The 25,321-nt window shown below is 60.8% G+C and carries 20 protein-coding genes; 10 read left to right on the top strand and 10 right to left on the bottom strand.

The genetic code is table 11. From position 1 onward, the window contains the following. Nucleotides 1-10: 10 nt before the first annotated feature. From MD273_RS18125 to MD273_RS18100, 6 genes are all read right to left on the bottom strand, one after another. Nucleotides 11-916, bottom strand: a complete 906-nt coding sequence (locus MD273_RS18125; protein WP_239039198.1) for a hydroxymethylglutaryl-CoA lyase — start codon at nt 914-916, stop codon at nt 11-13. Continuing rightward, a complete protein-coding gene (locus MD273_RS18120; RefSeq protein WP_239039197.1) occupies nt 916-2,904 on the bottom strand; it encodes an acetyl/propionyl/methylcrotonyl-CoA carboxylase subunit alpha in 1,989 nt (662 codons plus the stop codon). Before MD273_RS18120 ends, MD273_RS18125 begins: the two co-directional genes overlap by 1 nt. A gap of 5 nt (nt 2,905-2,909) precedes the next feature. Beyond that, the gene (locus MD273_RS18115) at nt 2,910-3,713 is read right to left on the bottom strand and encodes an enoyl-CoA hydratase-related protein (protein ID WP_239039196.1); all 804 of its coding nucleotides are present in this window, start codon (nt 3,711-3,713) and stop codon (nt 2,910-2,912) included. Between the two features lie 15 nt (nt 3,714-3,728). Then, on the bottom strand, nt 3,729-5,336 hold the full coding sequence (locus tag MD273_RS18110; RefSeq protein ID WP_239039195.1) for a carboxyl transferase domain-containing protein: 1,608 nt from the start codon (nt 5,334-5,336) through the stop codon (nt 3,729-3,731). Nucleotides 5,337-5,526: 190 nt separating this feature from the next. Continuing rightward, nucleotides 5,527-6,693, bottom strand: coding sequence for an isovaleryl-CoA dehydrogenase (locus MD273_RS18105; RefSeq protein ID WP_239039194.1), 1,167 nt, complete (start codon nt 6,691-6,693; stop codon nt 5,527-5,529). A 44-nt stretch (nt 6,694-6,737) separates the two neighbouring features. After that, nucleotides 6,738-7,193 (bottom strand): MerR family transcriptional regulator, encoded by a 456-nt coding sequence (locus MD273_RS18100; RefSeq protein ID WP_239039193.1) that lies wholly within the window; start codon nt 7,191-7,193, stop codon nt 6,738-6,740. A 103-nt stretch (nt 7,194-7,296) separates the two neighbouring features. On the opposite strand from MD273_RS18100, the gene MD273_RS18095 reads away from it, so the two are divergent. From MD273_RS18095 to MD273_RS18085, 3 genes are all read left to right on the top strand, one after another. Beyond that, nucleotides 7,297-8,058 (top strand): 3-hydroxyacyl-CoA dehydrogenase, encoded by a 762-nt coding sequence (locus MD273_RS18095; protein ID WP_239039192.1) that lies wholly within the window; start codon nt 7,297-7,299, stop codon nt 8,056-8,058. A gap of 84 nt (nt 8,059-8,142) precedes the next feature. After that, nucleotides 8,143-9,294: an acyl-CoA dehydrogenase family protein gene (locus MD273_RS18090; protein ID WP_239039191.1), complete on the top strand. Its 1,152-nt coding sequence runs from the start codon at nt 8,143-8,145 to the stop codon at nt 9,292-9,294. A gap of 21 nt (nt 9,295-9,315) precedes the next feature. Beyond that, nucleotides 9,316-10,497 (top strand): thiolase family protein, encoded by a 1,182-nt coding sequence (locus MD273_RS18085; protein ID WP_239039190.1) that lies wholly within the window; start codon nt 9,316-9,318, stop codon nt 10,495-10,497. A gap of 25 nt (nt 10,498-10,522) precedes the next feature. On the opposite strand, the gene MD273_RS18080 is transcribed toward MD273_RS18085, so the two are convergent. Beyond that, entirely contained in the window at nt 10,523-12,451 is a 1,929-nt protein-coding gene (locus MD273_RS18080) for a sigma 54-interacting transcriptional regulator (RefSeq protein ID WP_239039189.1), read from the bottom strand. Between the two features lie 302 nt (nt 12,452-12,753). Here MD273_RS18080 and MD273_RS18075 point away from each other — a divergent pair, with 302 nt between their 5' ends. Genes MD273_RS18075 through cynS form a run of 4 tightly spaced genes read left to right on the top strand, consistent with a single transcriptional unit; the run spans nt 12,754 to nt 16,443 of the window. Further along, on the top strand, nt 12,754-14,178 hold the full coding sequence (locus MD273_RS18075; RefSeq protein WP_239039188.1) for an ABC transporter substrate-binding protein: 1,425 nt from the start codon (nt 12,754-12,756) through the stop codon (nt 14,176-14,178). A gap of 2 nt (nt 14,179-14,180) precedes the next feature. Further along, a complete protein-coding gene (ntrB, locus tag MD273_RS18070) occupies nt 14,181-15,008 on the top strand; it encodes a nitrate ABC transporter permease (protein ID WP_239039187.1) in 828 nt (275 codons plus the stop codon). A 55-nt stretch (nt 15,009-15,063) separates the two neighbouring features. Further along, nucleotides 15,064-15,972, top strand: coding sequence for an ABC transporter ATP-binding protein (locus tag MD273_RS18065; RefSeq protein WP_239039186.1), 909 nt, complete (start codon nt 15,064-15,066; stop codon nt 15,970-15,972). Between the two features lie 27 nt (nt 15,973-15,999). After that, nucleotides 16,000-16,443, top strand: coding sequence for a cyanase (cynS, locus tag MD273_RS18060; RefSeq protein WP_239039185.1), 444 nt, complete (start codon nt 16,000-16,002; stop codon nt 16,441-16,443). 100 nt (nt 16,444-16,543) lie between these two features. On the opposite strand, the gene MD273_RS18055 is transcribed toward cynS, so the two are convergent. Together MD273_RS18055 and ilvG are read right to left on the bottom strand one after the other, a co-directional pair. After that, nucleotides 16,544-16,822, bottom strand: coding sequence for an ACT domain-containing protein (locus MD273_RS18055; RefSeq protein WP_239039184.1), 279 nt, complete (start codon nt 16,820-16,822; stop codon nt 16,544-16,546). Then, nucleotides 16,819-18,519, bottom strand: coding sequence for an acetolactate synthase 2 catalytic subunit (gene ilvG, locus MD273_RS18050; RefSeq protein WP_239039183.1), 1,701 nt, complete (start codon nt 18,517-18,519; stop codon nt 16,819-16,821). The genes MD273_RS18055 and ilvG overlap by 4 nt, the downstream gene beginning before the upstream one ends. A 344-nt stretch (nt 18,520-18,863) precedes the next feature. Between ilvG and MD273_RS18045 the strand changes: the two genes are divergently transcribed. The 3 genes from MD273_RS18045 to MD273_RS18035 are packed head-to-tail and all read left to right on the top strand — an operon-like array spanning nt 18,864 to nt 23,803. Continuing rightward, nucleotides 18,864-19,946, top strand: a complete 1,083-nt coding sequence (locus MD273_RS18045; protein ID WP_239039182.1) for an efflux RND transporter periplasmic adaptor subunit — start codon at nt 18,864-18,866, stop codon at nt 19,944-19,946. 5 nt (nt 19,947-19,951) lie between these two features. Then, a complete protein-coding gene (locus tag MD273_RS18040; protein ID WP_239039181.1) occupies nt 19,952-23,041 on the top strand; it encodes an efflux RND transporter permease subunit in 3,090 nt (1,029 codons plus the stop codon). Nucleotides 23,042-23,044: 3 nt separating this feature from the next. After that, a complete protein-coding gene (locus MD273_RS18035) occupies nt 23,045-23,803 on the top strand; it encodes a pseudouridine synthase (protein WP_239039180.1) in 759 nt (252 codons plus the stop codon). On the opposite strand, the gene MD273_RS18030 is transcribed toward MD273_RS18035, so the two are convergent. Continuing rightward, complete coding sequence (locus MD273_RS18030; protein WP_239039179.1) at nt 23,770-25,257, bottom strand: amidase; 1,488 nt, start codon at nt 25,255-25,257, stop codon at nt 23,770-23,772. The two genes, MD273_RS18035 and MD273_RS18030, sit on opposite strands and share 34 nt — an antisense overlap. Between the last annotated feature and the right edge of the window lie 64 nt (nt 25,258-25,321).

Here is a 25,321-nt window from a genome sequence, read left to right as displayed (position 1 = left end):
CTTACCTTCTCTAGCAGCTGCCGCCCATGGCCTGGCCCACTTTGGACCCGTTGTGGCGGTTCAACTGACCGCAGATCCAGTCGCCGGTGGCGACGAGTTTGTCCAGGTCCACGCCGGTTTCGATGCCCAGGCCGTTGAGGAGGTATAGCACGTCCTCGGTGGCGACGTTACCGGAGGCGCCTTTGGCATAAGGGCAGCCGCCCAGGCCTGCAACGGAGGCATCGATCACGCTGACGCCTTCCTCCAGGACCGCATACAGGTTGGCCAGGGCCTGACCGTAGGTGTCGTGGAAGTGGGCGGCCAGGCGTTCCATGGGAACGTGTGCGGCCACCGCTTCCAGCATACGCTTTGCTTTCAGCGGCGTACCTACGCCAATGGTGTCACCCAGGGAAATCTCGTAGCAGCCCATCTCATACAGCGCCTTGGCAACACTGGCGACCTGTGCCGGGGCAATGTCACCCTCGTACGGGCAGCCCAATACGGTCGACACGTAACCGCGCACCGGTATGTTGTTCTTGCGGGCCGCTTCCAGCACCGGGCCGAAGCGTTCCAGGCTCTCGACGATGGTGCAGTTGATGTTTTTCCTGGTGAAGGACTCGGACGCCGCGCCAAATACTGCGACTTCATCCACGTTGGCCGCCAGGGCGTTTTCAAAACCCTTGAGGTTGGGGGTGAGCGCAGAGTATTGCACGCCGGTTTTACGGGTGATGCCGGCCATCACCTCGGCTGCGTCTCCCATCTGCGGCACCCACTTGGGCGACACAAAGCTGGCGGCCTCGATGTGGCTCAGGCCACAGTCGGCGAGCCGGTCGATCAGGCCGGTCTTGATGTCGGTGGCAATGACGGGGCCGGGCTCGTTCTGCAGCCCGTCCCGGGGGCTCATTTCCACCAGTCGAACCTGTTTCGGAAAAGCCATTACTTGGAATCCTCAGTCTCGATGGCAATGAGTTCCGCACCTTCAGAGACCTGGTCGCCCTCGGCGAAGAAGATTTCGCTGACCACGCCATCGGCCGGAGCCTTGATGGCGTGCTCCATCTTCATCGCTTCCATGATGACCAGGGTCTGGCCGGCGGTCACCTTATCGCCCACCTTGGCCTGGACGGCGACAATCGCTCCGTTCATGGGGGCTTCCAGACTGCCTTCGCCAGCCAGTTCCTCGAACCCATAGGTCTCGCGGTAAACGGTGCACTTGAAGGTGTCACCCTCATAGAAGAGGACCAGCTGATCGTCGTGCAGGTTCCCGTGAACGCTGATCCGGTGGCCGTTGACAACGGCCTGCAGGTAGTCGTCATCCAGCTTCGCGTTCAGGTGGTACACGCTGTCACCCACGAAGACCTGGTAGCGGTCGTCGCGCTCAAGAATCTTGAGCTCGTGGATATCGTCACCCACCTGCAGTTTCAGTGGCTGGGCGTATTCCGAGTTCATGCGCCAGCTGTTCTTGCGGCTGAACGGAGACCAGGGGTCCGCGGTTACCGGCTCGGAGGATTTGCGCTGCTCCAATACAAAGCCGGCCGCCAGCACGAGGGCTTTGTGGGTGTCGAGCTTCGATTTCGGGAACAGCAGTTCCTCATGGGCACTGATGAAGTTGGTGGTCAGATCTGCTTCCCGGAACGGCTGGGCATCGGCCAGAGCGTGCAGGAACCGGATGTTGGTTTTCACACCGGCGATGCGATAGTGCTCCAGAGCCTGAACCATGCGGTTGATAGCCTGGTCCCGAGTTTCGTCCCACACGATGAGCTTGGCGATCATGGGATCGTAGTGAATGCTGATTTCGTCGCCTTCGGTCACGCCGGTATCGACGCGCACGTGGGCGGATTCATCCGGGGTGCTCAGGTACCGCAGGGTGCCGGTAGCCGGCAGGAAGTCCTGGTCCGGGTCCTCCGCGTAGATCCGCGCCTCCAGGGCATGGCCGCGGGTTTTGACCTGGTCCTGGTTCAGGGGCAGGGAATCGCCCCAGGCGACTTTCAGCTGCCATTCCACGAGATCCTGGCCGGTGACCATTTCGGTGACCGGGTGTTCCACCTGCAAACGGGTGTTCATCTCCATGAAGAAGAAGGAGCCGTCCACGTCGTACAGGAACTCGACGGTACCCGCGCCCACGTAGTTGATCGCCTGGGCGGCACGCACCGCGGCTTCACCCATGGCCTTCCGGGTTTCTTCGGTCAGGCCCGGAGCCGGCGCTTCTTCCAGTACTTTCTGGTGGCGGCGCTGGACGGAGCAATCCCGCTCGGCCAGGTAGATGCCGTTGCCATCCTGGTCGCAGAAGACCTGGATTTCCACATGCCTTGGCTGAGTCAGGTAACGCTCGATGAGCATGTCCGGGTTGCCAAAGGCGTTTTTCGCCTCCCGCTGGGCGGCGGCCAGGGCGTCGTCGAATTCGGACATGCTCTCGACCACCCGCATGCCCTTGCCACCACCACCGGCGACGGCTTTCAGCAACAGCGGAAAGCCGCACTTCTCGGCCTCGGCGCGCAGAACGTCAGGAGACTGGTCCTTGCCGTGGTAACCCGGTACCAGCGGTACGCCGGCTTTCTCCATGATGGCCTTGGCCGCGGACTTGGAACCCATGGCGGCAATGGCGGAGGAGGGCGGGCCGATAAAGACGATGCCGTTGGCTTCACAGGCCTCGGCGAACTCGGTGTTTTCGGAAAGGAAGCCGTAACCCGGGTGAATGGCCTGGGCACCGCTCTGCTTGGCGATCTCGATGATCTTTTCGCTCCGCAGGTAACTCTCGGAGCTGGGTGCAGGGCCGATATGGAACGCTTCGTCGGCCATGGCCACGTGCCGGGCACTGGCATCCGCATCAGAGTAGACCGCAACACAGCGGATCCCCATGCGGTGGGCGGTCTGGATGATCCGGCAGGCGATTTCGCCCCGGTTGGCAATGAGTATCTTACTGAACATTGTTGTTATTCCTCCGGAACCCAGTTGGCCTTGCGTTTGTTCAGGAAAGCGCTCAGTCCTTCCTGGCCTTCCTCTCCCACGCGGATGTCTGCGATGCGATGGGCGGTATCGTCGATCACGGTTTCATTGATCGGCTTATGGCTGACGGCAAATACCAGGTCCTTGGCGGCTTTCATGGCTTCCGGGCCGTTCATGGCCAATTGCCGGAGCATTTCGTTGCAGCGCTGCTCCACGGCGTCCAGGTCTTCGCAGACGATATGTACCAGACCGTACTCCTGCGCCTGTTTTGCGGTAAAGACTTCGGCCGAGATGAAGTAGCGGCGGGCCTGGCGCTCACCGATCGCGCGTACCACGTAAGGGCTGATCACCGCCGGAATCAGGCCGAGCTTTACTTCGCTCAGGCAGAAGCTCGATTTTTCGGTGGCAATGACGATGTCGCAGCAGGCAGCAAGGCCCACGGCACCACCGAAAGCGGCGCCCTGCACCAGACCGATCACCGGTTTCGACAGGTGGTTGAGCACGTTCATCAATCGCGCCAGTTCCCGGGAGTCGTCCAGGTTCTCCTGACGCGTGTTTTCGGCCATGCGGCGCATCCAGCCCAGGTCGGCCCCGGCGGAGAAGTGTTTGCCTTCGGAGCGCAGGATGACCACTTTCGTGTCATTGTCCCCATCGACCTCGGTCAGGGCCTGGATCAGCTGCTGGATAATGACGTCGTCAAACGCATTGCGTTTGTCCGGGCGGTTCAGCACAACCTCGGTGACGCCGCCATCGCGGCGTCTGAGCAGAACCGCAGATTCCTGTTCTGACATGGTATTGATCCTCGGTTACATGCGGAACACGCCGAAGCGAGTGGGCTTCGCCGGCCGGTTCAAGGTGGCTGAAAGACTCAGGGCGACCACTTCCCGGGTTTGGGCGGGGTCGATGACGCCGTCGTCCCAGAGGCGGGCACTGGCGTAGTAGGGGTGGCCCTGGTGCTCGTATTTGTCGGCAATCGGTTTCTTGAAGGCCGCCTCGTCCTCTTCGCTCCAGGTCTGCCCCTTGCGCTCAAGGCCTTCGCGGCGAACCTGGGCCATAACGCCGGCGGCCTGTTCGCCGCCCATAACGGAGATGCGGGCGTTCGGCCACATCCACAGGAAGTCCGGGCTGTAGGCGCGGCCGCACATGCCATAGTTGCCGGCGCCGTAACTACCGCCGATCAGTACCGTGATCTTGGGCACTTCTGCACAGGCGACGGCCATGACCATCTTGGCACCATGCTTGGCGATGCCTTCAGACTCGTACTTCTGGCCCACCATGAAGCCGGTGATGTTCTGCAGGAACAGCAGCGGGATGTTGCGCTGGCAACACAGTTCGATGAAGTGCGCGCCTTTTTGGGCAGACTCGCTGAACAGGATGCCGTTGTTGGCGATGATTCCCACCGGGTAACCGTGGATGTGGGCGAAACCGGTGACCAGGGTCTGGCCGTAGTAGCGTTTGAATTCGTCGAACTCGGAGCCATCGACAATGCGGGCAATGACGTCACGGACATCGAACTGTTTACGCAGGTCGGTGCCGACGATGCCGTAGATTTCTTCCGGATCGTACAGCGGTGCCCGGGGCTTCTGGACTTCCACCGGAACCGGCTTGCGGCGGTTCAGGTTGGCGACGCAGCGGCGGGCGATCTCCAGGGCATGGGCGTCGTTCTCGGCGTAATGGTCGGCAACACCGGAGATCTTGCAGTGCACGTCGGCACCACCGAGGTCTTCGGCACTGACCACTTCACCGGTGGCGGCTTTTACCAGCGGCGGGCCGGCCAGGAAGATGGTGCCCTGGTTACGCACGATGATGGATTCGTCTGCCATGGCGGGCACGTAGGCGCCACCGGCGGTACACAGGCCCATGACCACGGCGATCTGGGGGATGTCGTCGGCAGACATGCGCGCCTGGTTGTAGAAGATGCGGCCGAAGTGGTCACGGTCCGGGAAGACTTCGTCCTGGCGGGGCAGGTTGGCGCCACCGGAGTCGACCAGATAGATGCAGGGCAGGCGGTTTTCCAGGGCAATTTCCTGGGCACGCAGGTGCTTTTTCACCGTGAGCGGGTAGTAGCTGCCGCCTTTTACCGTCGCATCGTTGGCGATGATCATGCATTCCGTTCCGGAGACACGGCCCACGCCAGCAACGACGCCTGCCGCGGGAACTTCTTCGTCATAGACGTTGTAGGCGGCGAACTGGCCGATTTCGAGGAACGGGGAGCCATCGTCCAGGAGCCGGTTGATGCGCTCACGGGGCAGGAGTTTGCCTCGGTCGGTATGGCGTTTCTGATAATCGGGGCCACCACCTTGCTGGATTTTGGTGACTTTTTCCCGGAGGTCCGCTACGGCTGCTGCCATGGACTCTTTGTTGACCTGAAACTCTTCAGATCTTGGGTTTATTTTGCTTTGGAGTGTGGTCATAAGTCTGACTTCCATGCATTCGGGGGCATCGGGCCTGGTGGCAGGGCGGTCCGGGAACCGCTACGGGCACGTCCATGTGCGCTTGTTTCAGGCCATCCTTGGCCTTCAACATTCCCGGACCGCCCTGCCACCAGGCCCTCGTCATACATTGGGCGCTGGTTTCCGCTCCAGAGCGGTGTTCGCCGGTGCCTTACTTGTTCAGGAACAGCTCGCGCCCGATCAGCATGCGGCGGATTTCGGACGTACCGGCACCGATTTCATACAGTTTGGCGTCCCGCAGCAGGCGGCCTGTCGGGTATTCGTTGATGTAGCCGTTACCGCCGAGCAGCTGGATCGCGTCCAGGGCCAGTTTGGTGGCCATTTCGGCAGAGTAGAGGATCGCGCCGGCGGCATCCTTGCGGGTGGTCTCGCCGCGGTCTGCGGACTGGGCCACCATGTAGACGTAGGATTTGGCCGTGTTCATCCAGGTGTACATGTCGGCGACCTTGCCCTGTACCAGCTCGAACTCGCCGATGGCCTGGCCGAACTGTTTGCGCTCGCGGATGTAGGGGACGACCACGTCCATGGCGGCCTGCATGATGCCCAGAGGGCCGCCGGACAATACCAGACGCTCATAGTCGAGGCCGCTCATGAGGACCTTGGCGCCGTTGCCTTCGCCGCCCAGGATGTTTTCCTTGGGAACCTTGCAGTCTTCGAACACCAGTTCACAGGTGTTGGAGCCGCGCATGCCGAGTTTGTCGAGTTTCTGGTGGCGGCTGAAGCCCGGGTAGTCACGCTCGACGATGAAGGCGGTGATGCCTTTGGAGCCGCCTTTCGGATCGGTCTTGGCGTAGATGACGTAGGTGTGGGCGTCCGGGCCGTTGGTGATCCACATCTTGTTGCCGTTAAGGACGTAGTGGTCACCTTCGTCGCGGGCGTGGAGTTTCATGGAGACCACGTCAGAGCCGGCGTTGGGCTCGGACATCGCCAGCGCGCCAACGTGTTCGCCGCTGACCAGCTTGGGCAGGTACTTCTGTTTCTGTTCTTCGGTGCCGTTGCGGTGAATCTGGTTCACGCACAGGTTGGAGTGGGCACCGTAGGACAAGCCAACGGAGGCGGAAGCACGGCTGATTTCTTCCATGGCGATCACGTGCGCGAGGTAGCCCATGTCGGATCCGCCGTACTCTTCCTTGACGGTAATACCCAGCAGGCCCATGTCGCCCATTTTCCGCCACAGGTCCATGGGGAATTCGTTGTTGCGATCGATTTCCTCGGCGCGCGGCGCGATTTCAGAGGCGGCAAATCCGTTGACTTGCTCGCGCAGCATGTCGAGGGTTTCACCAAGGCCGAAATTGAGCTCTGAGTATTGTGATTTCATCGTTGGCTACCTTCTTGTTTTGAAAGCTTCGTATTTGAGGGCCGTCACTTCTGGGCGACGGCCTCCTCTGTTTGTCCGGATTCTTTCTGCGCCAGTCCCTGCTCTTTTTTCTTTTGTTCCAGGTCGGCCAGCGCTTCACGGCAACGCGCTTCGGCGGTGTCAATTTCCATTTCTGCCTGTGCGATGTCGTTTTTCTGCTGTTCCAGCATGGCTTTCCGGGCTTCCAGAATTTCCAGCATTTTCAGCAGCTGTTTTTCATTACCGGTCAGGGTCTCGTCCCACAGGTCGAAAAGCTCCTTGGTTTCCGCAAGGGTGAAGCCCATGCGTTTACCCCGGAGGATCAGCTTCAAACGGACCCGGTCCTTGGTGCTGAAGATTCGAGTCTGCCCCCGGCGCCGGGGTTTGAGCAGGCCCTGGTCTTCATAGAAGCGGATGCTTCGTGTTGTTACATCGAACTCCTGCGAGAGTTCGCTGATGCTGAATGTTCTTTTTTCGACCATGACGATTTCCTTTTTCGACTAAGGTTAGATAAAGTTTACGTAAACGTAAAGTGGTTTTCTGGTCCGAATGCACATAAACGGATTACAAGAAGAGGAGTGAACGATGGAATTCAAGAATGTACCGGCCATTGTAACAGGTGGTGCCTCCGGTCTTGGTGAGGCGTCTGCGCGTGCGCTGGCGGCCGCAGGCTGCAAGGTGGCGATTCTGGACGTGAATAAAGAGCAGGGTGAGAAGGTCGCTTCCGAGCTCGGGGGAATCTTCCACGAATGTGATGTGACTTCGCCGGAGAGCGCTGAGGCTGCGATCAACGCTGCCCGCGAAGCCCATGGCCCCTGCGGTATTGCCGTCAACTGTGCGGGTATCGCTCCGGCTTCGAAGATCCTGGGCCGGGATGGTGTGATGCCTCTGGAGAAATTCAGCAAGGTTATCCAGGTCAATTTGATTGGAACATTCAATATCCTGCGACTGGCAGCGGCGGAAATGGCCCAGCGTGAGCCCAATGCCGACGGTGAGCGTGGCGTTATTATCAACACCGCCTCGGTGGCTGCGTTCGAGGGGCAGATCGGGCAGTCCGCCTACAGTGCCTCCAAGGGCGGGGTGGTGGCCCTTACCCTGCAGGCAGCCCGCGAGCTGGCGAGGGAAGGCATCCGGGTAAATACGATTGCCCCGGGCATCTTCATGACCCCTATGATGGCTGGTATGCCACAGGAAGTTCAGGACAGCCTGGCTGCCACCCTGCCGTTCCCCAAGCGCCTTGGCAAGCCTGAGGAGTTCGGCATGATGGTGGACCAGATGGTGCGTAACCCGATACTCAATGGCGAGGTGATCCGCCTCGACTGTGCACTGCGCATGGCGCCCAAGTGATCTGACGAACAGGGTCCGCCACAAGCGGACCCTCAATACCCACGTGATCTGCCACAAGCGATCCGATAAATACAGGTGAGCGACATGACCAACCCTGTCGATCAAGAAGAACTCGCGTTGTTCCGGGATTCCGTTATCAAGGCCCTGGAAACCGAAGTAGCGCCCCATTATGAAGCCTGGGAGAAATCCGGCATTGTCCCCCGGGAACTCTGGAGCACACTGGGTAACGCCGGCATGTTGTGCGTGGACGTGCCCGAGGAGTGCGGCGGCTGCGGTGCTCCTTTCCAATACTCCGTCGTGGTGGGTGAAGAGATGGCCCGAATGGGTTTCGGTGCGCTTTCCACCAACGTCATGGTGCATTCCGATATTGTCGCGCCCTACCTCAGCCACATCGGTAATGAGCAACAGAAACAGCAGTGGCTTCCGAAGATGGTCTCCGGTGAGGCGGTGGGTGCAATCGCCATGACCGAGCCGGGTGCCGGCAGTGACCTCCAGGCGATCCGGACCAGTGCAGTCAGGGACGGTGACGACTACATCCTGAACGGCTCCAAGACCTTTATCACCAATGGTCAGCACGCCGATATGGTGATCGTTGCGGCCAAGACGGATCCTAACGCCGGTGCCAGGGGGATCAGCCTGTTCCTGGTGGATACCTCATTGCCGGGCTTCAGCCGGGGCCGGAACCTCGACAAGATCGGCCAGCACTCCGGTGATACCTCTGAACTGTTCTTCTCGGACATGCGCATTCCCGCCTCCGCGCTGCTCGGTGAAGAAGGGCAGGGCTTCGTCTACCTGATGCGTGAGCTGCCCAGGGAGCGCCTTGTTATCGGCGCCCTGGGCGTTGCCGCTGCCCGTGGTTCGCTGGATATGACTGTTACCTACACCCAGGAGCGGGAACTGTTCGGCCAGAAGCTGGCCCAACTGCAGAACACCCGTTTCGAAATCGCCCGTATGGAAACCGACTATCGGGTGAACAAGGCGTTCGTGGATCAGTGCATTCGGGAATATGAGGAGGGCAAACTCGATGCCCCCACCGCTTCCATGGCCAAGTACAGCGCTACGGAAATGCAGTGCCGGGTGGCCGATGGCTGTCTGCAGCTGTTCGGAGGCTATGGCTACACCACCGAGTACCCGATTTCCCGGAACTTTATCGATGCCCGGGTGCAGCGGATTTACGGCGGCACTTCCGAGGTCATGAAAGAAATCATTGCACGTTCGGTACTTGGCCGGGCGTAACAAATCGAATGAGGTTGGATTATGAGTAACAACGATGTGGTGATTGCAGGTTCCGCCCGCACCCCCATGGGCGGCATGATGGGTTCCCTGAGCTCTGTGCGTTCCCCGGATCTGGGCGCTATTTCCATCAAGGCGGCCATCGAGCGGGCCGGTTTGCAGCCGGCAGATGTCCAGGAAGTGATTATGGGCTGCGTACTGCCGGCCGGTCTCGGTCAGGCACCGGCACGCCAGGCGTCCCGCGCTTCCGGTATTCCGGACAGTTCAGGCTGCACCACCATCAACAAGATGTGTGGTTCCGGCATGCAGGCTGTCATCATGGCTCACGATCAGATCAAGGCTGGCACCAACAACATCATGATTGCCGGGGGCATGGAGAACATGAGTCAGGCGCCGTACCTGCTGCCCAAGGCCCGCGCGGGTATGCGCATGGGTCATGGTCAGGTGCTGGACAGCATGTTCCTGGACGGCCTGGAAGATGCCTATGAAGGCGGTCTGATGGGCGTCTTCGCCCAGCGCACCGCCGACAAGTTCGACATCAGTCGCCAGGCCATGGACGAATTTGCCATCGGTTCGCTTCAGAAATCCCTCGCCGCCATCGAAAACGGCTGGTTCCGGGACGAGATTGTTCCGGTGACTGTCTCCGGTCGTGGCGGTGATACCGAAGTGGATACGGATGAGCAGCCGGGCAACGCCAAACCGGAGAAGATCCCCCAGCTGAAGCCGGCTTTTGCCAAAGACGGCTCCGTGACCGCTGCCAATTCCAGCTCCATCAGTGACGGCGCATCCGCCCTGGTGCTGGCTTCCGCAGCGGAAGCGGACGCTCGCGGTCTGACGCCCCAGGCCCGGATCGTGGCCCATGCTACCCACGCACGGCTGCCTTCGGAGTTCACCCTGGCGCCGATCGGTTCCATCGAGAAGGTGCTCAAGAAGGCCGGCTGGACGGTGGATGATGTCGATCTGTTCGAGATCAACGAAGCCTTTGCCGTGGTCACCCTGGCGGCGATCAATGAGCTGAAGCTTCCGGCGGAGAAGGTAAACGTCCATGGGGGCGCCTGTGCCCTCGGTCACCCGATCGGCTCGTCCGGCTCCCGGATCATCGTTACCCTGATTAATGCCCTGAAGCAGCGTGGGCTCAAGCGTGGTGTCGCCTCGCTTTGTATCGGTGGTGGCGAAGGCACCGCCGTGGCTATCGAATTGATCTGATAGCAAAAGTTGTCCAGGGCTCCGCTCATTGCTGCAAGGCGGTGGCGGTGTCCTGGAACATTTTGGGTTCGAGTTTCCATTTTTTGAGTCGTGATGACAGGGTGGTCGGCTTGATGCCAAGCAGCGCCGCTGCCCCGTCGTCGCCAAAGACCCTTCCACCGCTCATCTCCAGTGCCCGGATCAGGTTCCGCTTTTCCAGATCCCGGAGTTCGCTTTCCGTCATCAGTTCGCCGTCGAAATGTCGGGCAGGGGGCATTGCCTCTGCCGAAGGACGGCCGCTGCCCTCCGATCCGGGTAAATCAAGGTCCAGCTTGCCATCGGCGGTGATTACCTGGCGTTCGATGACGTTTTCCAGCTCCCGGACGTTGCCTGGCCAGTGGTAGGCTTTCAGGGTCTCCACATCCCGCTCACGCAACATCAAAGGAGCGCGGTTGAACTTCTGGCAGGCCCGATTAAGGAATTCCCGGGCGAGGATGGGAATATCCTCGGCACGCCGACGCAGTGGCACGGATTCGATAGGGAATACGTTCAGGCGGAAGTAGAGGTCTTCCCGAAAGGTTTTGTCCTGCACCTCCGCTTTCAGATCCCGGTTAGTCGCGGCAATGACCCGGACGTCCACCGCCCGTGTGCGGTTTTCACCCACGCGCTCGAACTGTTGGTCCTGCAGAACCCGTAACAGTTTGCCCTGCAGTTCGAGGGGGATTTCGCCCACCTCATCCAGAAACAGGGTGCCGCCGTCGGCCAGTTCGAACCGGCCCACCCGGTCGCTGACTGCGCCGGTGAAAGCGCCCTTGATGTGGCCGAAGAATTCACTCTCGAACAGGTCCTTGGGAATCGCGGCACAGTTCACCCGGATCAGCGGTCGGTCGCGGCGGGTACTGGATTGGTGGATGGCCCGGGCGATCAGTTCCTTACCCGTTCCCGACTCGCCGGTAATCAATACGTTGGCATCCGTGGGCGCGACCATACCAATGCGGCGGACGATGGCCTTGATCGCTTCGCTCTGGCCAAAAATCTCATGGAAGTGGTATTCGGCGCTGAGTTCTTCCTGCAGGTATGCGTTCTCCATCTCCAGGCGGTGCTTGAGGCTCTCCACTTCCTCCAGGGCCTGCTGCAGCTCCTTTTGTGCCTGCAGGCGGGGTGAAATGTCCCGGAACACCACCACGGCACCCACCGGATGGCCATTATCCAGGATCGGCGTGCTGGTGTACTCCACCGGAAAGCCGGTGCCATCCTTGCGCCAGAACCAGTCCTCGCCCACCCGTTTCACGCTCGCGTCCCGGAAGGCGGCGTAGATCGGGCACTCTTTCAGGGGATAGAGGCTGCCGTCCTCGTGGGAGTGGTGCACCACCCGGTGAATGACCCTGCCCATGAGTTCATCAATGCGCCAGCCGAGCATGCGCTCCGCCGCCGGATTTGCGAAGGTCGTGCGTCCCTCGGCGTCGACGCCGTAGATGCCTTCCCCTACGGCGTGCAGGATGAGCTGGTTTTCCCGTTCCATGTCCTTGAACAGCTCTTCGACCCGTCGCCACTCCAGCAGGCCGCCCCGATGGTAGTGGTTGGCGTCGTGCCGTTCGCGCAGCGTGCGCAACTGGCGTCTGTCCCGAAGCAGTAGCAGTACATTCTGGGATTCCGCCTCACCTACCCGTGACGAAGATATTTCCAGCTCCAGGGTGTGGCCATCCCGATGTTTGATCATGAAGTCCCGGCTCCAGCCGTGGCTTCGGAACAGGGTTTCTTCGGTGAAGGCAATCAGTTGTGGGCGTTGGTCCGTGAACAGATGGGTGCAGGGCGTACCTGTCAGGGAGCGCCGGTCTTTACCAATCATCCGGCCCATGGCGCTGTTTGCGGCGACGATCAGGTCCCGGCCGGCATCCACGAGCAGCGCTGCCTCAGGCAGGTGCTCAATCCAGCTGGTAGTAGTCAAGGGGGCAATGTTGGCTTGGGTATTCATGGGGTTGTCCTGTGTTGTTCGGGAAATAACCAAACAAACCCTGTGCCAACTACGAAAAATCGTGGCCAACGCCACGAAAATTCGTGAATCACGAAAAATCGTAGTTCATCCAGAACCGGTTTTTTAATTAAAAAATAAGCTGAAACAATTGGTTAGAAGGGAATGGCGGAGTTGGCACAAACCCTGCGATAGCCATATCACAACGCGCAGCCGATCCGAACCGGTTACACGCTCGGGTCTGACTCGCACCTTTGTTGCACCGCGAAAGTGCAGAAACAATCCAAGAGTAGGGAGAGTGCCCCATGACCACGAAAAGCCTTGGCAATCCGTTTGACGGTGACCAGTCACTGATCCATGCAAAAACCTGCGGATGCCCGGAGTGTAAACCCGGGCAGGAAACACCGTCGGTGTCACTGAATCTTCAGCCATCGCCGAGCCAGGACAGTTCGGCTTCCGAAGACGCCATGGATTCCGAGGCCATGATGGACCGGGCGATCGAGAGCGCCGTGGTTCGCTCGGTGTTTGGCCATAACGACCATAGCCGCCGGAGCTTCATGAAGATGATGGGGGCGGGCACGGCAGCCGCGCTGCTGGGCAGCGTGTTTCCCATGGACAAGGCCAAGGCGGCGGTGAAGGAATCCCTGGGCAAGCTTGAGAAAACCAAACTGAATGTCGGCTTTGTGCCGATCACCTGCGCCACGCCGATCATCATGGCTCACCCCATGGGTTTCTACGAGCGTTATGGTCTTGATGTCACCGTGACCAAAACCGCCGGTTGGGCGGTGGCGCGGGACAAATCCCTGGCCGGCGAATACGACGCGTCCCACATGCTGACACCCATGCCCCTGGCCATGACCATGGGCGCCGGTTCCACACCGGAACCGTTCATCATGCCGGCGGTGGAGAACATCAACGGCCAGGCCATCGTTCTGCACGTGGATCACAAGGACAAGCGGGATCCCAAACAGTGGAAAGGTTTCAAATTCGGGGTGCCGTTCGAATACTCCATGCACAACTTCCTGTTGCGCTACTACCTGGCCGAAAACGGTATCGATCCGGACAAGGACGTGCAGATCCGTGTGGTTCCGCCACCCGAGATGGTCGCCAACCTGCGGGCCGGGAACCTCGATGGCTACCTGTCGCCGGACCCGTTCAACCAGCGGGCCGTCTGGGAGAAAGTGGGCTTCATCCACATGCTCACCAAGGATATCTGGGAGGGCCACCCCTGCTGTGCCTTCGCCTGCAGCCAGCAGTTTGCCACCGAAAATCCGAATACCTACGGCGCCCTGTTGCGCGCCATCATCGACGCCACCCAGTACTCCAATAACCCGGATAACCGCAAGGAAATCTCCGAAGCGATCGCGCCCAAGAACTACCTGAACCAGCCGGTACCGGTGATTCAGCAGGTGCTCACGGGCTATTACGCCGACGGCCTGGGCGAGGTGAAGAACGTACCGGATCGCATCGACTTCGACCCGTTCCCCTGGCACTCCATGGGCGTCTGGATCCTCACCCAGATGAAGCGCTGGGGCTATATCGAGGGTGATGTGGACTACAAGGCCATCGCCGAGCAGGTGTACCTGGCGGGTGAGACCGGAAAGCTCATGGAAGAGATGGGCTACACCGCGCCGGACAAGACCTACAAGACCCACACCATCATGGGCAAGACCTTCGACCCGGCCAGTCCGGAAGAGTATGCCCGCAGCTTCGACATCGGGAGGGTGTAACCATGGCTTCCCTGAACGTACGGGCAGCGCTGCTGTCGGTGTCGTTCCTGATCCTGGCCCTGGGGCTCTGGGAGATGGCAACCCAGCCCCCGGAAGCCCAGACCGGAATGACCGAGTATGAAATGCTGATGGGTGGAGCGGATCAGGAGTCCCGTGTTCCGCCGCCCTCGGCGGTGATCAAACTGGCCTGGACCGAGTTGTCCAACCCATTCTATGACGCCGGCGCCAACGACAAGGGCATCGGCATCCAGTTGGCGTATTCGGTCTACCGGGTGCTGACCGGTTACCTGGCGGCCATGGCCATCGCGCTGCCCATCGGTTTCCTGATCGGCATGTCGCCGCTGATGTACAAGGCCCTGAACCCCTACATCCAGGTGCTGCGGCCGATCTCGCCGCTGGCCTGGATGCCGCTGGCGCTGTTCATCATCCAGGATTCCGACGCCTCGGCCATTTTCGTGATCTTCATCTGCTCGATCTGGCCGATGCTGCTCAACACCGCCTTTGGCGTGGCCAACGTCAGGGAGGACTGGGTGAACGTGGCCCGGACCCACGAACTGAGCCCGATCAAGACTGCCCTGACGGTCATCCTGCCGGCCGCCGCACCCACCATCCTGACCGGCATGCGTATCTCCATCGGTATCGCCTGGCTGGTCATCGTGGCGGCGGAAATGCTCGTGGGCGGCACCGGCATCGGTTACTACGTCTGGAACGAGTGGAACAACCTGGATCTGGCCAGTGTGATCTTCTCCATCCTGATGATCGGGGTGGTGGGCATGCTGCTGGACCTGGCGCTGGGCAAGGCCCAGAAGCTGGTGGAATACAAAGAATGAGCGGTCCGGCACCGATTGCCGGTGCCGGCCTCAACCCTCCTGACGGAGACCTGTTATGAGTAAGTCATTCCTGGAAGTAGATGGCCTGTCCAAAGTCTACCCGGACGGCCAGGGCGGCGAGCTGACCGTCTTCGAGGATATCCGCTTCGCCCTGGAGAAAGGTGAATTCGTCTGCATCATCGGCCACTCCGGTTGCGGCAAGTCCACCATCCTGAACGTGCTGGCAGGCCTGGACGAAGCCAGTGCCGGCAACGTGGTAATGAACGGCAAGGAAGTGAAAGGGCCCGGTCTTGAGCGCGGGGTGGTGTTCCAGAACTACAGCCTGCTGCCCTGGAAAACGGCCCTGAACAACATCGTGTTTGCCGTTCAGGCCCGCTGGCCCAAGTGGTCGAAGGAAAAGGTGAAGGAGCACAGTGAGCGCTACCTGAAAATGGTAGGCCTCGACCACGCCTTGAACAGAAAGCCCTCACAGCTGTCCGGGGGCATGCGCCAACGGGTCAGTATTGCCCGGGCCTTCGCCACCCAGCCGGAACTCCTGCTGCTGGACGAGCCCTTCGGCGCGCTGGATGCGCTCACCCGGGGCGTGATCCAGGACGAACTGGTGAAGATCTGGGAAGAAACCCGCCAGACCGTGTTCATGATCACCCACGATGTGGACGAAGCCATTCTGCTCTCCGACCGCATCTTCCTGATGTCCAACGGCACCAATGCCCGCATTGCCGAGAGCGTCAAAGTGGACATCCCGCACCCGCGGGCCCGGGCCACCATCTTCCAGAACCCGGCCTACCACAAGACCCGGGACTACCTGGTGGACTTCCTGGTCAACCGAAGCGGCTCGGCGCTGCCGGAAAAAGACGGCAGCCCGAAAGTCGTCGAGCCTGCCAAGGGTGTCGCCCAGCCGGAACCGGCGGCGGCCGAACCTGAAACCGAATCCGAAACTGCCGCTCGCGCGGTGAATGCCTGACGTTAAACGTGAAGAGAGGAACCAGCCATGATGAACAAAGAACTTATGACCGCCAAAATCCTGGAAGCCAAAGTCTCCAAGGGCATGACCTGGGAGGCGATTGCCGAGGCCATCGGCATGTCCCCGGTGTTCACCACCTCGGCCGCCCTGGGCATGAACAGCCTCACCGAAGACAAGGCCTTCGCACTGTGTGAAACCCTCGGCCTCGACAAGCCGGTAGCGGAAGCCCTGCAGGTGTGTCCAAAGAAGGCCTGGGATGGTGCGGTCCCGCAGGACCCGCTGATCTACCGTCTGTACGAGGTGGTCGGCGTCTACGGTGACACCATGAAGGAACTCATCCACGAGAAGTTCGGCGACGGCATCATGAGCGCCATCGATTTCACCATGGATATCGAGAAAGAGGAGAACCCCAAGGGGGACCGTGTAGTTGTGACCATGAACGGGAAGTTCCTGCCCTACAAAGCCTGGTAATTCGCAGGTGCCCGCCTTCTTGGCCTGTTGGTTGAGGGGCGGGCCTGCGCCGTACCTGCCCGCCCAACCTCAGGCTAAGAAAGGACGATACCCCCAAACCTCAGGCCGAACGGGAACGAGCCACAGACCCGGATGCGAGGGCAACCTCGGCAACCGTGTGAAGCTTCTCCAGTTGCGACTGCAACATGGCTATCGGCCGAGTACCCTCCAGGGTGAGGGCGATGTTCAGATGCTCGCCGGCGGTTTCCACCGCCATGGTGGCAATCCGGAACCCGCGGATGCGGACCACCTGGCAAAGCCGTTCCAGAGCGGCAGCTTCCTGGATCATACGGCAGTTGATGGTGTAGCTGGGCGTTGAAGGCTGGCTTTGCGGGTTCATGCAACTTGTTCCTTGCTGGCTTTGGATGGGCGTCGGGTTTCGTCGATCATTTCGCGGTTGCTGGCCCCGGGTTTGACGATGGGCCAGACGTTTTCTTCACGGCTGATGGCCACGTGCAGCAGCATCGGGCCGTTGTAGGCCAGGATGGTCTCGATGCCGCGGCGGATCTGGTCGGTGCGTTCGATGTGCAGGGCCGGGATGTCGAATGCCCGGGCCATCGCAACGAAGTCCGGGTTGTCGTCCAGGTTTATCTGGCTCTCCCGGTTGTTGTAGAACAGCTCCTGCTGCTGGCGCACCATGCCCAGGCACTGGTTGTCCATGACGATCAGCTTGACCGGCAGGTTGTAGCGGCGGATGGTCGCCAGTTCCTGGGCGTTCATCATGAACGAGCCGTCGCCGGTGACGTTGATGACCGTGCTGTTGCGGTCGGCAAACTGGGCGCCGATGGCCGCGGGCAGTCCGAAGCCCATGGTGCCCAGGCCCCCGCTGGTGAGATGGTGGCGCGGATGATCAAACGCGTAATGCTGGGCCACCCACATCTGGTGCTGGCCAACGTCACAGGCGATCACGGTGTCGTCCGGCGCAACCCGTGAGAGTTGTCGAATGAAGGCCGGGCCGGTGATCGGGGCCAGGGGTTCTTCGTTGTCAGCGGCGTGGAAGCCCCCGGTGGTGTGCCAGGTCCGGCATTGCTTCTGCCAGTTGCTGATGGCCAGTGGCTCATCCTGCAACGCTTCAGTCAACCCACTGAGTATGGCATTCAGGTCCCCGCGGATTGCGAGATCGGCGGAGCGCAGCTTGTTGATTTCGGCAGCATCGGCGTCGATGTGGATTATCCTGGCGTTGGGAGCGAAGCCGTCCAGCTTGCCCGTAGCGCGGTCGTCCAGGCGGGCTCCGATGACCAGTAACAGGTCGCACTCGTCCACGGCCTTGTTGGCCGCCCGGGAACCATGCATGCCCAGCATCCCCAGGTTGTAGGGATTATGCTTGCCCGGGTTGCCGATGCCCTTGAGGGTGACAACTGCTGGCAGGGCGCAGGATTCGGCGAAGGCCCGGAAACTGTCCTCGGCATGGGCCAGGCTGATGCCGCCGCCGCTGTACAACAGAGGCTTTCGAGCCGAGCGCAGCATGCTCAGGGCTTCGCTGAGGTCCGGGCAACCCGTTTCCTGTGGGGTGGATCTGGTGGAGGGGGTGTCGGCCACTTCGGTCAGCAGCAGATCTTTGGGAATGTCGATCCACACCGGCCCCGGCCGGCCACTCTGGGCCAGTTTGATGGCTTCTTCCATGATCGCCGGCAGGGAATCGGCATCCTCCACCAGGTAGCTGTGCTTGACGATGCCCAAGGTCATGCCCAGGACATCGGTTTCCTGGAAAGCATCGGTGCCGATCAGACCTGAGGGCACCTGACCAGTGACGACCAGCATGGGGATAGAATCCCGGTGCGCATTGGCTACACCGGTAATCAGATTGGTGGCACCGGGGCCGGAGGTGGCGATACAAACCCCCAGCTTGCCACTGGCCCGGGCATAGCCGTCGGCGGCCAGGGCACAGGCCTGTTCATGGCGACACAGCACGTGCTCCACACCCACATCGTCCACCAGCGCGTCGTATAGCGGCATGATGCAGCCGCCGGGATACCCGAAAACCGTGCTGATGTTGTGGCGGTGGAACGCTTCAAGAATGTGCTGTGCGCCGTTCATGGTCGTTTTTCCCTTTTTCTTTGCCCCAAAAAAAGAAACCCCCGGGACCTTTCGGTGCCGGGGGTTTCTGGTGTCTTGTCAGGTTTGTCGCTATCTCACCCGCTTGTCCACGCAAAAGCCCCCGGACGGTACCACGACCACCAGGACAAGCTTCACAAGGACAATCACTGCGTTGAGATTCATGAAATCGACAGTCTGCTCTGAATTCGTAAAAAGATTCTGTGTAGAATCTACCTCACGCTTTTAATCGGATGCAACCGTTAATTGCCGGTTTTTTCCCAAACCGGCCTGAGGTTTCTCATTCCGGATCCTTGTTCACCGTTTTCAGGCACAGCGAGCATTCAATGACGAAGGCAAAATGGGGTTCCCTGGGGTTATCCCTGCTGGTGGTTATTCTGCTGGTCATCTGGATGATGACCGGGGAGGTAAAGGTTTCATCGAATCAGGCGCCCGAGCGGCAACAGGATCCCGAGGCGGAGCTGACCAGTGTAGAGGTGGAAACGCTGCAGGCGCGCCTGCACGAACCGGGAATACAGCTCCAGGGGCAGCTTGAGCCCTGGCTTTCCGTGAGCCTCAGCGCCCGGGTGGCAGGGACGGTTGAGAAGGTTGCCGCCGATCTGGGAGAGAGCGTGAGTAGCGGCCAGGTCCTGGCCCGCCTTTCCGACGATGGCCGCTCCGCGCTGGTGGACCGCTGGAATGCCCGGGTGAAACAGCTGGAGGCGGACCTTGCGGCGGCGCGCCGGCTGCGCTCGGACAATTTTACCTCTCAGTCGCAGTTGCTTGACCTGGAAAGCGAGCTTGCCGCCGCCCGTGCCGAACTGACGTCAGCCCGCCTGGCGGTGCAGCACCTGACGCCGACCGCTCCGTTCAACGGAATTATCAATGCCCGACAGATTGAGCCCGGAACCCTGGTTCAGATCGGTTCTCCGCTTTTCGAGCTGGTCCGGATTGATCGACTGAAAGCGACTGGCCAGATACCACAGCAGTCGGTCAGTCAGGTTGCGGTGGGTCAGCCGGTCAGGATCGACCTGTTGGACGGCGGCCAGCTCCGTGGTGTAGTGACCTTCGTGGCCAGTGCGGCCAACCCGGAGACCCGTAGTTTTGCGGTCGAGATCGCTGTGGAAAACCCGGATCTGAAACGGGTCGCCGGTGGCAGTGCCAGCCTGCGCATCTCGCTGCCGGAAGTCAAAGCCATGTTCATCTCGCCGGCCTACCTGAGCCTTGGCGATGATGGTCGCCCGGGAATCAAGTATGTGGACGGCAATAACCGGGTGGTCTTCGCAACGGTCCGCTTGCTCAGCGTGTCGACCGAAGGGGCCTGGGTGACCGGGTTGCCTGACGAAATCCGCCTGATCACCCGGGGCGGCGGCTTCGTCAGTGAGGGTGAGGAAGTGATTCCCGTGGATCGCTCGGACAACAGGGGCTGATTGGTATGCGGGCACTGATCTTCGCCGCCATGGATCGCAGCCGGACGACCCTGCTGACGCTCACTTTCCTCATTCTTGGCGGCATCGCGGCGTTCAACATCATCCCCAAGGAAGCGAATCCGGATGTCACCATCCCGATTATCTATGTGTCCATGACTCTGGACGGCATCAGCCCGGAGGATGCGGAGCGCCTGCTGGTGCGGCCTATGGAACAGGAGCTTCGGTCATTGGAGGGGATCAAGGAAATGCGCAGTACCGCCTCTGAGGGCCACGCCTCGGTCATGCTGGAATTCGATGCCGGCTTTGATCCCGATATGGCCCTGCAGGACGTCCGTGAAAAGGTGGATACCGCGCGCACCAAGCTGCCCCAGGAGGCGGACGAGCCGAGGGTGAACGAGATCAATGTGTCCCTGTTCCCGGTGTTGTCGGTGGGCCTGTCCGGGCCGCTGTCCGAGCGGGAGCTGATCACCGTCGCCCGACGGCTCCAGGATGCCATCGAGGCGATTCCGGAGGTGTTGGAGGTCGAGATTGGCGGTGACCGGGAAGACCAGCTGGAAGTGGTGGTGGACCCCCAGGTGCTGGAAAGCTACGGCATTGATTTCGACCGGCTCGCCTCCCTGGTGGCCCGCAACAACCAGCTGGTGGCGGCGGGCTCCCTTGATACCGGCAATGGTCGTATGGCGCTGAAAGTGCCCGGTGTGATCGAGAGCATCGAGGACGTCATGTCCATGCCGGTGAAAGTGGACGGCGATACCGTGGTGACTTTCGGCGATGTCGCCATGCTCCAACGGACGTTCAAGGACCCCACCGGATTCGCCCGCATCAACGGTAAGCCGGCGCTGGTGCTGGAAGTATCCAAGCGTTCCGGAGCCAACATCATCGAAACGGTGGATCAGGTGCGGGAACTGATCGATCAGGCTGGTCCGCAGCTGCCCGAAAGTCTGGATATCCGGTACATCATGGACCAGTCGGACGAGGTGCAGGACATCCTCTCGGATCTGCTCAACAACGTGCTGACCGCCATCGTGCTTGTGATCATTGTGGTGATTGCCGCCATGGGCCTGCGTTCTGCACTGCTGGTCGGGCTGACCATTCCCGGTGCTTTCCTGACCGGGATCCTGGTGATCTGGGGGATGGGCCTCACGCTCAATATCGTTGTACTGTTCAGTCTGATCCTCGTCGCCGGCATGCTGGTGGACGGCGCGATCGTGGTGTCCGAACTGGCAGACCGGAACCTGTCCGAGGGGGGCACTGTCCGTTCCGCCTGGGCTGAGGCGGCCAGCCGGATGGCCTGGCCCATTATCGCCTCCACCGCGACCACCCTGGCGGTGTTCGTGCCCTTGTTGTTCTGGCCCGGTGTGGTGGGTGAGTTCATGAAATTCCTGCCGATTACAGTCATCATCTGCCTGACCGCCTCCCTCGCAATGGCGTTGGTGTTTCTGCCCGTGCTTGGCGGAGTCAGTGGCGGTCGCCGGGCCCGTGAGCCCCATTCTGACGGCCGCATGATGGGCTATTACCGCTTCGCCCTGGCCCGTCTCCTGAAATTCCCGGGATTCACCCTGCTGGGCGTGCTGGCGGTGATCCTCTTGATTTATGCCGCCTACGCCCGTTTCAACCACGGGGTGGAATTCTTTCCCAGCGTGGAGCCTGACTCGGCCCAGGTCCAGGTGCGCGCGCGGGGCGATCTGTCGGTCTGGGAACGTGACGGGATTGTGCGCGAGGTTGAACAGCGATTGCAGGGTATGCACGAGGTGAAGGCGCTCTATGCCCGCTCCATGCTCAATAACAATACCCGGATGGCTCCCGATGTCATCGGGGTATTGCAGTTCCAGTTCACCGACTGGTTCACCCGTCGGCCCGCCAGCGCAATACTGGAGGATTTCCGCGAGCGTACTTCCGACATCCCGGGCATCGAGCTGGAATTCCGTAAACAGGAGGGAGGGCCTGCCGAAGGCAAGCCGATCGAGATCCAGATCAGCAGCCATGACAGCGGTCAGCTCAACGGTTTTGTGGACGCTGTCGCTGAACGGATGCGCACGCTTGATGGCTTTGTGGAAATTGAGGACGACCGGAGCCTGCCGGGCATTGAATGGCAGCTCAGGGTGGACCGGGAGGCCGCGGCCCGCTTCGGCACCGATGTACTCAGTATTGGCAGTGCCGTGCGTCTGGTCACCAACGGTCTGGTGTTGGCCACCTACCGTCCGGAAGATGTCCGGGATGAGGTGGATATTGCAGTGCGGGTCCCCAATAACTGGCGAGAGCTGGATCAGCTGCAGCGCCAGACCATCAATACGTCCAGGGGCCAGGTGCCGCTTTCCGAATTCGTGACTCTGGAACCCGGGGACAAGACCGGCAGTATTGTGCGGGTCGACGGTCAGCGCACGGTGACTATCAAATCGGATCTGGCTGCGGGCCGGCAGGTGGACGAAATGCTGCGGGTATTGGAAGAGAAAATGCCGGAACCGCCCGAGGGCGTCACCGTGGGTTTTGCCGGCGAGAGCGAGGATCAGCAGCAGGCAGCATCGTTCCTCACCACGGCGTTCCTGGTTGCCATCGGCCTGATGCTGCTGATCCTGGTAACCCAGTTCAATTCCCTCTATCAGACCTTCCTTATTCTGTCTGCCATCGTGCTGTCCACCGCCGGTGTCCTGATCGGGCTGCTGGTGAACAGTCAGCCGTTCGGGATTGTGATGGTCGGCATGGGAATCATTGCTCTGGCGGGCATTGTGGTGAACAACAACATCATCCTGATCGATACCTACAACCAGATGCGAAGGGACGGGCTGCCACCCTACGAGTCGGCCCTGGAAACCGGCTGCCTTCGTATGCGGCCGGTCCTGTTAACGGCAATAACCACGGTGCTCGGGCTCATGCCGATGGTGCTCGGCGTCAACGTCGATCTGCTCAGCCCCTCCCTGGGCCTCGGGGCGCCCTCTACCCAGTGGTGGACCCAGCTCTCCAGCGCCATCGCCGGAGGCCTCGGCTTTGCGACTATTCTGACGCTGCTGCTGACTCCGGCCCTCCTGGTGCTTGGTGAGAACACCGGTCGAAGAGTCCGGCAGCTCACAGGACGATTGCAGCCGGAGAGTAAGTAGGGCATGGCAAAAGACAACCCACTCCTGGAAATCTACCGCGACGAGCAGTTGCTTGTGGTCCACAAGCCGGCCGGTCTTCTGGTACATCGCAGTCCGATCGACAAGCATGAAACCGAGTTTGCCCTGCAGTATGCCCGAGCCCTGAACGGTGGCAATCACGTCTACCCGGTTCACCGTCTGGACCGGCCCACCTCGGGCGTCCTTGTCTTTGCCCGTGATCCGGAGACCGCGCGGATTCTCGGGCTGGCCATGATGTCAGGGGAAGTGAGCAAGACCTATCTGGCGATGGTTCGTGGCTGGCCACCTGCCGAGGGTGACATCGACCACCCACTCCGGGAAGAACCGGAGGACCGCCGGTTGAAAGGACTTGAACAACCGGTCCGGGGGGCGCGGACCCGTTACCAAACCCTGGCCACCACCGAGATTCCGGTGGCCATCGAGAAATACCCGAGCAGCCGCTACGCCATGGTGGAGCTGTTTCCGGAAACCGGCCGCAAACACCAGCTGCGCCGTCACATGAAGCACATCAGTCACCCGATCATTGGCGACGCCAACCACGGACGCGGGCGTCATAACCGATACTTTGCCGAACGTTTCGGGGAAGGGCGGCTGATGCTGGCCGCCACCCGGATGGCTTTTGCCCATCCGGTCACCGGCAAAAGGATGATCTTCGACGCCCCGCTGGAGGAGAGTTTCCTGCGGGTAATGTCGATATTCCCGGACTTTCGTTACCGGCCCACTGAAGCGGCTGCTTCGGCCTGAGCCTGCCTGCCCTGCTGCCAGAGTCCGGGCCAGGGCTGTTCCGCCTCCAGGGCATAGGCGAGGTCCAGCAAGGTGGATTCGCCGCCGTGCTTGCCCATCAGCTGAACGGAGACGGGCAGGTTGTCATCCGTCAGCGCTGCCGGCAGCGAAATAGCCGGTGCACCGGTGGCATTGGCCAGTGGCGTGAAATTGACATACCGGGTCAGTCGTTCAAAGAGGGTTTCAAAGGGCACATCGGGGCTGAGGTGTCCCAGGGGCGGGGTGGTATGCCCCAGTACCGGGGTCAGCACCGCATCGTAGCCGGTCATGGCCCGGGCATAATCCCTCGTTGAGCGTCTGAGCCGCCACAAGGCACCGGGCAGGCGCCAGAAGTTGCTCTTGAACATCTTTGCAAGGCCGTTGGTGAGGCCGTCCACCCTGTGTTTATCGAACTCCGGATTGAGCAGCTTGTGACCGTTGGCTTTCACGCCGAAGGCGAGCAACGCCCAGTACAGGGCAAAGTCATCCGGGAAGCTCTCGGACACCGGCACAGCAACCGGAACAACCTGATGCCCCAGGCGTTCCAGATGCCGGGCGGTATCCTCCACGGCTTTGCGGGTCACGTCATCGGTACGGTGGCCATTGATCGAATCAAGCACCAGTCCGATACGCAGCTGTCGGCCCGAGGGCCCCTCAACCCGGCCAACGGGGGGCAGCTTCGGGCTCTGGAACCAGAGCTCCGCTTCGGCCAGGAAATTCGCTGTGTCCCTGACGGATCGGCTCACGATGCCATCACTGATGATATTGATTGGCAGGGAGTGAACCGCATCGTTATCCACCAGACGTCCCCGGGTCGGTTTGAGTCCCACCAGTCCACAGCAGGCCGCCGGAATACGAATCGAACCTCCGCCATCATTGGCGTGGGCAACCGGAACCACGCCGGCGGCCACCAGCGCGGCTGATCCGCCGGAGGACGCACCGGTAGAGTAGGAGAGATTCCAGGGGTTGCGGGTTGGCAGAGCGTGAGCCGGTTCGGTCGTGGCGTTGAAACCGAACTCGGGCATCGAGCTCTTGCCAAGGCAAACGTAACCCTGAACCAGCATTTGCTGGGCAAAGGGGCTGGTGTGCATGGCCCTGCCGGACGGTATGGCCGCCGAGCCATGGCGAGTGGGTAGCCCCGCCACGTTGAGGTTGTCCTTGATAAAGGTGGGCACCCCCCGGAAAAATCCGGGGTTACCTCCGGGCGGTTCCCTGTCCAGCCGTCTGGCCGCATCCATCGCCTGGTCATAATGCTCGGTGACGACGCTGTTCAATTCCGGCTCCACCTTCCGGGCCCGCCGGATTGCCGCCTCCGTTACTTCGGCATTGGAGACTTGCCGGCGGCGGAGTCTCTGCGCGAGCCCGGTTGCATCCTCATGGCCGAGGGCATCATCGGAAAAGGCGTGGATCGTCTCTGGAACGTCTGGGTTGTACATGGGGTGGAGCTCCTTCAGGAATCTTTTCGCACTCTAGCTGATTCCATAACGTGACGACATGTCA

The organism is Marinobacter sp. C7 (assembly GCF_022343555.1).
Lineage (GTDB): Bacteria > Pseudomonadota > Gammaproteobacteria > Pseudomonadales > Oleiphilaceae > Marinobacter.
The sequence above is the reverse complement of the archived record's forward strand: the minus strand, read 5'-3'. Positions and strand labels throughout refer to the sequence as shown.

Excerpts from the sequence above, each read along its gene's own strand:
- MD273_RS18125 (WP_239039198.1), bottom strand. The coding sequence starts at position 916 with ATGGCTTTTCCGAAACAGGTTCGACTGGTGGAAATGAGCCCCCGGGAC.
- MD273_RS18120 (WP_239039197.1), bottom strand. The coding sequence starts at position 2,904 with ATGTTCAGTAAGATACTCATTGCCAACCGGGGCGAAATCGCCTGCCGG.
- MD273_RS18115 (WP_239039196.1), bottom strand. The coding sequence starts at position 3,713 with ATGTCAGAACAGGAATCTGCGGTTCTGCTCAGACGCCGCGATGGCGGC.
- MD273_RS18110 (WP_239039195.1), bottom strand. The coding sequence starts at position 5,336 with ATGACCACACTCCAAAGCAAAATAAACCCAAGATCTGAAGAGTTTCAG.
- MD273_RS18105 (WP_239039194.1), bottom strand. The coding sequence starts at position 6,693 with ATGAAATCACAATACTCAGAGCTCAATTTCGGCCTTGGTGAAACCCTC.
- MD273_RS18100 (WP_239039193.1), bottom strand. The coding sequence starts at position 7,193 with ATGGTCGAAAAAAGAACATTCAGCATCAGCGAACTCTCGCAGGAGTTC.
- MD273_RS18095 (WP_239039192.1), top strand. The coding sequence starts at position 7,297 with ATGGAATTCAAGAATGTACCGGCCATTGTAACAGGTGGTGCCTCCGGT.
- MD273_RS18090 (WP_239039191.1), top strand. The coding sequence starts at position 8,143 with ATGACCAACCCTGTCGATCAAGAAGAACTCGCGTTGTTCCGGGATTCC.
- MD273_RS18085 (WP_239039190.1), top strand. The coding sequence starts at position 9,316 with ATGAGTAACAACGATGTGGTGATTGCAGGTTCCGCCCGCACCCCCATG.
- MD273_RS18080 (WP_239039189.1), bottom strand. The coding sequence starts at position 12,451 with ATGAATACCCAAGCCAACATTGCCCCCTTGACTACTACCAGCTGGATT.
- MD273_RS18075 (WP_239039188.1), top strand. The coding sequence starts at position 12,754 with ATGACCACGAAAAGCCTTGGCAATCCGTTTGACGGTGACCAGTCACTG.
- ntrB (WP_239039187.1), top strand. The coding sequence starts at position 14,181 with ATGGCTTCCCTGAACGTACGGGCAGCGCTGCTGTCGGTGTCGTTCCTG.
- MD273_RS18065 (WP_239039186.1), top strand. The coding sequence starts at position 15,064 with ATGAGTAAGTCATTCCTGGAAGTAGATGGCCTGTCCAAAGTCTACCCG.
- cynS (WP_239039185.1), top strand. The coding sequence starts at position 16,000 with ATGATGAACAAAGAACTTATGACCGCCAAAATCCTGGAAGCCAAAGTC.
- MD273_RS18055 (WP_239039184.1), bottom strand. The coding sequence starts at position 16,822 with ATGAACCCGCAAAGCCAGCCTTCAACGCCCAGCTACACCATCAACTGC.
- ilvG (WP_239039183.1), bottom strand. The coding sequence starts at position 18,519 with ATGAACGGCGCACAGCACATTCTTGAAGCGTTCCACCGCCACAACATC.
- MD273_RS18045 (WP_239039182.1), top strand. The coding sequence starts at position 18,864 with ATGACGAAGGCAAAATGGGGTTCCCTGGGGTTATCCCTGCTGGTGGTT.
- MD273_RS18040 (WP_239039181.1), top strand. The coding sequence starts at position 19,952 with ATGCGGGCACTGATCTTCGCCGCCATGGATCGCAGCCGGACGACCCTG.
- MD273_RS18035 (WP_239039180.1), top strand. The coding sequence starts at position 23,045 with ATGGCAAAAGACAACCCACTCCTGGAAATCTACCGCGACGAGCAGTTG.
- MD273_RS18030 (WP_239039179.1), bottom strand. The coding sequence starts at position 25,257 with ATGTACAACCCAGACGTTCCAGAGACGATCCACGCCTTTTCCGATGAT.